Below are 6823 nucleotides of genomic sequence, written 5' to 3'. Positions count from 1 at the left end.
GCAGGAGTGTGCGTCCAAGGCCGACCAACACCGGCTCGGCAAAGAACCACTCGGCGAAGACGTCCCAGCCCCAGCGCGGATTCGACAGTACCGAATTCAGGATCGCGAAGATCACGACGCCTGCGAAGACCGTGCCGATGATCCGCCCGGGATAGCGGGCCGGCACGATCCGGTAGCGGCTGAAGTCGCGCCCGGGCGCTGGCTGATGGGCGTGCGAGGGCAGGCCCGCGAAGTCGCTGGCGAGGGTCATGTCGGATCTTTCGGGCTGAAGGCGGTGTGTTGGTGCGGCCGTCAGGCCGCGTCGAGCGATCGGTGGCTTTCCGATGGCGGGGCCCGTCTCGACGGCGTGACCGAAAGCGCCTTCTCGAATGGCAGGATGCCATAGGTCTCGGGGTCGACGGTCAGGTCGAACAGGGCCGTATAGCCGGCGCCCAGATAAAGCGCCTTGGCCTCGGGTTGGCGGAAGCCGGTGGTCAGATAGATCTTATTGTATCCTTGGCGGACCGCCTGCTGTTCCAGCTCTTCGACGATGCGGCGCGCCAACCCCTGGCGGCGCAGCGCGGCATCGGTCCAGACCCGCTTGAGCTCGGCGGTATGGGAGTCGTAGCGCTTGAAGGCGCCGCCGGCGACCGCTCGGCCATCCCGCAGGAGCAGCACGAAATTACCGTCCGGCGGAGCGAAAAGCGCGGCGGGATAGCGGCTCATCTCGGCGCCGGGCGGGTCGCCGAAATAGCTGCCGTAGCGGGTTGCGTATTCCCAGGTCAGCTGCTCGACGAGCGGCTGCGCGCGCGGGTCGAGCGGGGTGGTGTAGACGAACTGATCGGCCATCTCCGGAGCCTTTCTCACAAGCGGTGGCGGCGATCTCAGCCCGCTCTGCGCACGGTTTGCGCGTGGGCAGAGCGGGCATGGCGGCTCTCGCGACGCGGCAGGCCGAGATGATCGCGCAAGGTCTGGCCCGGCAGGCTGCGGTCATAGACGCCGCGCTCTTCCAGTACGGGGATGACGAGGCCGATGAAGTCGTCGAGACCTTCTCCGAGGACCGGGAAGCCGAGCACGAAGCCGTCGGCTGCCTGCTTCTCGACGCGCTCGATCAGGCGGCCGGCAACCTCCTCCGCCGAGCCGATCAGGTCCGTGCGCGGGGTCGCGGCTTCCAGCGCCGCTTCGCGCAGGGTCTGGCGCTTCAGAATGGCGTTGCGCTTGATGCGGTCGGTCGTCGAGCGGAAGCTGTTCTTGCCGATATCGCCGAGCTCGGGGAAGGGCGCGTCCAGCGGATAGGCGCTGAAATCATGATGGTCGAAGAAGCGGCCGAGATAGGCGAGCGCGTCCTCGATCGAGATCAGCGCCCGGATCGCGCGATATTTCTCCTCGGCTTCGGCCGGGGTGCGGCCGACGATCGGACCCGCGCCCGGAAACAGCTTCACCTCGTCGGCGCTGCGGCCCTGCGCCACCGCACTCGTCTTGATGGCGCGATACAGCGCCTGGGCCTCCTCCAGCGGGACATGGTTGGCGAAGACCGCATCTGCATGCTTGCCCGCCAGTCCGATGCCTGCTTCGGAGGCACCGGCCTGGAACAGCACGGGCTGCCCCTGCGGCGAGCGCTGGATGTTCAGCGGCCCCTCGATCTGGAAGAAGCGGCCCTTGTAGCCGAGCGTATGCAGCTTCTCGCGGTCGAAGAAGCGGCCGGTCTCGCGGTCGCGCGGGAAGGCGTCGTCATCCCAGGAATCCCACAGGCCCTTGGCGATATCGAGATATTCATGCGCGATCTCGTAGCGCAAAGCATGTTCGGGATGGGGCCGGCTGTAGTTGCGGCCGGATCCTTCCAACGGGGATGTCACGGCGTTCCAGCCCGCGCGTCCACCGCTGATCAGATCGAGCGAGGCGAATTGCCGGGCGATCGTGAACGGGTCGCTATAGGAGGTCGAGACCGTTCCGACGAGGCCGAGTTTCCGGGTCGCGACCGCCAGCGCCGAGAGAATCGTCAGCGGCTCGAAGCGGTTGAGGAAATGCGGGATCGACTTCTCGTTGATGTAGAGCCCGTCGGCGATGAAGGCGAAGGCGATGCCGTTCTCCTCCGCTTTCCGGGCATTGCGGATGAAGAAGTCCAGATTGACGCTGGCATCCGGCGGATTGCTCGGATGACGCCACGCATTCATGTGGCTGCCGGCGCCCTGCAGCATCACGCCGAAGGTCAGGCGGGGAGTCACGGTGCTCTTGGCCATGGATCTCGTCCTTTCCGAATGATCAGGCTGCGAGCGCCGGCGCTTCGCCGGCCAGCAGCATCACGGACGCGAGCCGCTTCTCGGCGGCGGCGGGCGGTGTATCGATGATGAATTCACGGACGCCGAAGCGTGCCTGCAGCCGCTCCAGCTCGCGGCGAACCTGCTCGGCCGTGCCGGAAACGATCTGCGGCTTGCGGATTTCGGTGTGGTAGGCGACGGCGCCGGCCTGCCGGGCATATTCCGCCGCCTGCTCTTCCGAGCCGAGATTGACGCTGTGGCCATCGTCGAGCGTCACGCGCACGATCTTCAGCGCATCGGTCAGGCTGCGCGCCTCGTCCGGCGACGGCGCGGCGAGAGCCGTCACGGCCAGCAGGACCGGTCCTCTGCCGCCCGCGCCGGCATAGGCTTCGAAGCTCGCCTCTATCGCCTTCTCGTCGCCATTATGCTGGCCGGCGAAAACGAAATTCCAGCCGCGCTCCCCGGCCAGCCTGGCGCTGTCGGGGCTGCCGCCCAGCAGGAAGCGTTCGGGTGAAACGGGCGGCTGCGGCAGAGCGCGCGCTGCTCCTTCCTCCGCGGTGTGGACGCTCAGGAACGTATCGAGCTTGCTCAACTGTGCGCTGAAGTCGTGGGCGTGACCGGATGCGTGGAGGACGCGCAGCGCCCGTGTCGACGCCGGCAACCCGCCGGGCGCGCGCCCGATGCCGAGATCGACCCGCCCCGGAGCGAGCGACGCCAGGACATTGAAGATCTCCGCGACCTTGTAGGGGCTGTAATGCGGCAAGAGGACACCGCCGGAGCCGATCCTGATGCTGCGCGTGCGCKCGGCGAGATAGGCGATCAGCACCTCGGGAGCGGAGCTCGCCAGACCGGGAAAGCCGTGATGCTCGGCGACCCAGAAGCGCGTGTATCCGAGCCGTTCGGCCGTCTGTGCCAGCGCGACCGTCCGTTGCAGCGCAACGGCGGCGTTCTCGCCTTCCGGGATCGGGCTCTTGTCGAGGAGGCTCAGGCGGTAGCTCATCGTCGTTCCTCAATAGGCTCGCAGGCCGAGTGCGCTTGCAGCCTCGTCGGGCAGCCAGCCAAGGCGCTCATAGGCACCGCGCCAGTAGAGGAGCGCCGCCGACTCGCTCCCGATCCTGATCTCGCGGATCCGGCCGATGACGATGGCGTGGGAATGCCGCTCGATCAGCTCCTCGATCTCGCAGTCGAGATTGGCGAGCGCGCCGTCGAGCAGGGCAGAACCCGATGCGCCCTCCGTCCAGCTTGCCTCGGCATAGCGGGCGAGCCCCTTCTCGCCGCCGCGGCCGGCAAACCGGTCGGCGATGGGCTTCTGGTCGACGGCGAGAAGATTCACGGCAAAGGCGCCATGCGCCCGCAGCACGGGAAAGCTGGACGATGCCAGGTTGAGCCCGAACATCAATGTCGGCGGCTCGGCCGAAAGCGACGAGACGGAGGTTGCCACCAGGCCGGTCCGTGCGGCACCTCGGCCCGTCGTGACGACGCTGACGCCGCCGGCGAGCTGGCGAAGCGCCTGGCGGAAAAGCTGGAGATCAGCCGGGGCCGGGTGCGCCGGCGCGGTGGAGGAGGCGATGACCCTCGGAAGATCCTTCGGGCCGAGGGCCTTCGGCACAAGCGAGACGACCGTCATAATGGACTCCGAGAAGATTGCGCCCTGGCCGGGCCAGGCGACGTCGGCCAACGAGCAGAGCCGGAAAGGGCAGATGCGGGCTCGGCGATGGCGGGGAAGAGGAGGGGCTCAGCGGTCTTGTCGCAGGCCCGTATCGGCGTCGCTGGGAACATGAATCCCCCTTCGCCGGGGAGCCGGCGCTGCAATCTGTCTATGGTGTTCGATGGATCAGTGGTGGCGACGAGACGCTCTTACGCCAGACATCGGCGCGATCGACGAGATATTCCGCATCGTTCAGCGATGGCAGACATGGGTCAGACTCCGTTGCGGAGCCCACGATCGTCTCGTGGTGCTTTTAGCATTGTTGACGCGGTGCAAGCTGCTCCAGCAAATCCCGCGAATGACCGAACCGAAGCGCGATCAATACTGTCATCTTTCCCTTCGGAACCGTTTCCGTCAATGAAACCGCATTCCAAAGATGGCGGCTCGCGGAGGCCAATCCGCCAAAGGACGATGGCTGACGAGCAGTTTTTTCGACTGGACCTCTCAAAGTCCTCCAGCCCCCGAAGCGCTTAGCAGCGGGAGCAACTGGCGGCCCTGCCGCGCGATCTCGCTGAGGTAGGGCGTGTCGGACAGGATGAAATGGGTGATGCCGAGATCGCGGTACTGGCTCAGCGAGCGGGCCACCTCGATTGGCGAGCCGACGAGCCAGGTCGTACCGGCTCCGCCTCCACCCACACGTCCCGGCGCGGTATAGAGATTGTCGTCGAGCACCTCGCCGCGCAGGTGCAGATCGAAGAGCCGTTGCTGGCCCACGGCGACGGCGCGGCGATGATCCTGCCAGGAGCCGCTTTGGCCCGCAGCCATGGCTGCGACCCTTGCCTCGGCATCGGCCCAGGCCTGCTCGGATGTATCCCGGATCAGCGTGGTGATGCGCAGCCCGAACTGCAGAGGCGGCAGGTCTCTGTCGAGGGTCCGGCTCAGACGCCTGAGACGCTCGATGCGTTCCGCCAGCGCCTCGCGCGGCTCGCCCCAAAAGAGCTGAACATCCGCCTCGCTTGCCGCCACATGCTCGGCCGCAGCGGACGCGCCGCCGAAATAGAGCGGCGGATGGGGACGGCCTTCACGCGGCGTGATCCGCGGCATCACGGTGGAGTTGGCGAGCTGGAAATGCTCTCCGGCATGGCTCACTTTGTCCTCGGTCCAGAGCCGACGGACCAGGCGCATGAACTCCTTGGTGCGGGCATAACGTCCGGCCTGATCTCCTTCGCTGTCGCCATAGGCTGCGAGATCGTCGAGGCCGGACACGATGTTCACGCGCAGGCGACCATTCGACAGATGGTCGAGCGTCGCGGCAGCGGTCGCGAACTGGGCCGGGCGCCAGTAACCCGGGCGGATCGCGACCAGCGGCTCGAAACGCTCGGTTCGTGCCGCCAATGCCGTGGCGAGCGTGAAGGTATCGGGTCGGCCCCAGCCCGTGCCGATCAGGGCGCCGGCCCAGCCATGCTCTTCGAGGGCCTTGGCGTGCGCCGTCAATGTGTCGAGGCTGTTATGGTCCTGGCTGACGGTATCGCCGCGGTGACCGGACTTCACGTCGTTGGGAATGTACCAGAGGAACTGCGGGCGCTGGCTCGGCATCACGCCGCAACGGCCCGATGCGCCGCCAACCGGGCCGCGATGCGCGCCTCCTGCTGGGCCTTGACCACAGCGACGCGCGCTGTCGCCTCTTCCAGGGAGGCCGCAGGCGGATAGACGGGAGTCTGCCCGGCCGTGCCTGCCTTGGCGCCGATATGCTTCTCGAACGGCAGGGAACGATACAGTGCCGGGTCGACCGCCACGTCGAAGAGCGGTCGGTAACCCAGCGACAGATAGAGGTTCGTCGCTTCGGGCTGGCGAAAGCCCGTCGTGAGATAGGCTCTCGTATAGCCGAGATCCGCAGCCGCCTCTTCCAGCGCCTGCACGATGCGACGCGCCAAGCCCTGCCGTCGCAGATCGTCTCGCGTCCAGATGCGCTTCAGTTCGACGGTTTCGTCATCATGGCTCATGAATGCGCCCCCGGCGATGGTCTCGCCGTCCCGGCGCAGAAGCAGGAACTCGCCCAGCGGCGGCGCGAAGGCCTCCGGCGGATAGCGCAGGATCTCGGACCGTGCTCCGCCTGGCCGGCTGTTGGCGCCGTAGCGGCCGTCATATTCGGCGATGAGCCCTTCCAGCAAAGCTTCCGCCTGAACGTCGAGCGGCGATGAACGCACGATCGCATCGGCCATGGCCTAGTCTCCATGTTGTTCGTGAGATAAATTGACCGGACCGATGGTATTCGGGAATTTCAGGCGATCAATATCGTCATAAAAATAAGAAAATGGTCCTCCGGCGTAGTGATTTTCTGTAGATATATTTCCCGATCGCTCCTTCTGCGAGCAAGTCCGCCTACTGTGCGGTCGAACAGCAAAGCCTCTTCCGGGAGGGCTTCGCCGACGAAGCGGCTCAAGTTGGGGGATCGGCAGGCCGAAGCGCCCACGCTGCCGAGACCCGGGCTGTCTCAGAGAACCGGGTCGCTGCGGCGCGCGAAATCGGCGCTCTTCTCATCAAATTGGATGACGATTCCGCCAGTCGGTTTGGTGCCCGATGACTGGCCTGCCAGTGGGTCGTTCCGGACTTGTGCTGGTGGTTTGCGTGACTGTCCCGGCGATGCTGGGGAGGGGAGCCATGACGATCCTGTCGGGGCCGGTGGGCGTGTGCGACGGCGTGACGCAAGTCGCCAATGCGCCCGTCGACCAGCAGAAGATAATCCGGCTGCTCTGGGGCATCGATCCCGGCAACGCCGGCATGAAGGGCGTGTCGCCGCCACCCCCGGCAGGAGCCTTCAAGCGCTGCAACCCGACACTCGCCGCGGCGATCCTGGCCTTCCAGACGTTCTGGGTGGAGCGCGGCGAGCTTAACCTGGCCGATGGCGTCGTCGATCCGGGTGGTCGCAGCCTGCGCA

Annotated in this window: 8 protein-coding genes and 1 pseudogene; 1 reads left to right on the top strand and 8 read right to left on the bottom strand. The window is 66.4% G+C overall.

Annotated features, from left to right (window positions below; all coding sequences use genetic code 11):
• From AB4Y99_RS23770 to AB4Y99_RS23735, 8 genes and pseudogenes are all read right to left on the bottom strand, one after another.
• A pseudogene (locus AB4Y99_RS23770) lies at nt 1-250 on the bottom strand (ABC transporter ATP-binding protein); the annotation flags it as partial.
• 41 nt (nt 251-291) lie between these two features.
• Complete coding sequence (locus AB4Y99_RS23765) at nt 292-828, bottom strand: GNAT family N-acetyltransferase (protein WP_441525053.1); 537 nt, start codon at nt 826-828, stop codon at nt 292-294.
• Between the two features lie 35 nt (nt 829-863).
• Nucleotides 864-2219, bottom strand: a complete 1356-nt coding sequence (locus tag AB4Y99_RS23760) for an LLM class flavin-dependent oxidoreductase (protein ID WP_441525052.1) — start codon at nt 2217-2219, stop codon at nt 864-866.
• 22 nt (nt 2220-2241) lie between these two features.
• Nucleotides 2242-3237: an MsnO8 family LLM class oxidoreductase gene (locus AB4Y99_RS23755; protein ID WP_441525051.1), complete on the bottom strand. Its 996-nt coding sequence runs from the start codon at nt 3235-3237 to the stop codon at nt 2242-2244.
• A 9-nt stretch (nt 3238-3246) separates the two neighbouring features.
• Nucleotides 3247-3864, bottom strand: a complete 618-nt coding sequence (locus AB4Y99_RS23750) for a flavin reductase family protein (RefSeq protein WP_441525050.1) — start codon at nt 3862-3864, stop codon at nt 3247-3249.
• A gap of 525 nt (nt 3865-4389) precedes the next feature.
• On the bottom strand, nt 4390-5481 hold the full coding sequence (locus tag AB4Y99_RS23745) for an LLM class flavin-dependent oxidoreductase (RefSeq protein ID WP_113254180.1): 1092 nt from the start codon (nt 5479-5481) through the stop codon (nt 4390-4392).
• Nucleotides 5481-6107: a GNAT family N-acetyltransferase gene (locus AB4Y99_RS23740; RefSeq protein ID WP_113254179.1), complete on the bottom strand. Its 627-nt coding sequence runs from the start codon at nt 6105-6107 to the stop codon at nt 5481-5483. The genes AB4Y99_RS23745 and AB4Y99_RS23740 overlap by 1 nt, the downstream gene beginning before the upstream one ends.
• A 59-nt stretch (nt 6108-6166) precedes the next feature.
• Complete coding sequence (locus AB4Y99_RS23735; protein WP_441525049.1) at nt 6167-6328, bottom strand: hypothetical protein; 162 nt, start codon at nt 6326-6328, stop codon at nt 6167-6169.
• 218 nt (nt 6329-6546) lie between these two features.
• On the opposite strand from AB4Y99_RS23735, the gene AB4Y99_RS23730 reads away from it, so the two are divergent.
• Nucleotides 6547-6823 (top strand): hypothetical protein (locus tag AB4Y99_RS23730; protein WP_441525048.1); only part of this gene is annotated, 277 nt, incomplete at its 3' end.

The sequence above is a fragment of the Allobosea sp. TAB14 genome (assembly GCF_052113865.1).
Classification (GTDB): domain Bacteria; phylum Pseudomonadota; class Alphaproteobacteria; order Rhizobiales; family Beijerinckiaceae; genus Allobosea; species Allobosea spartocytisi.
The sequence above is the reverse complement of the archived record's forward strand: the minus strand, read 5'-3'. Positions and strand labels throughout refer to the sequence as shown.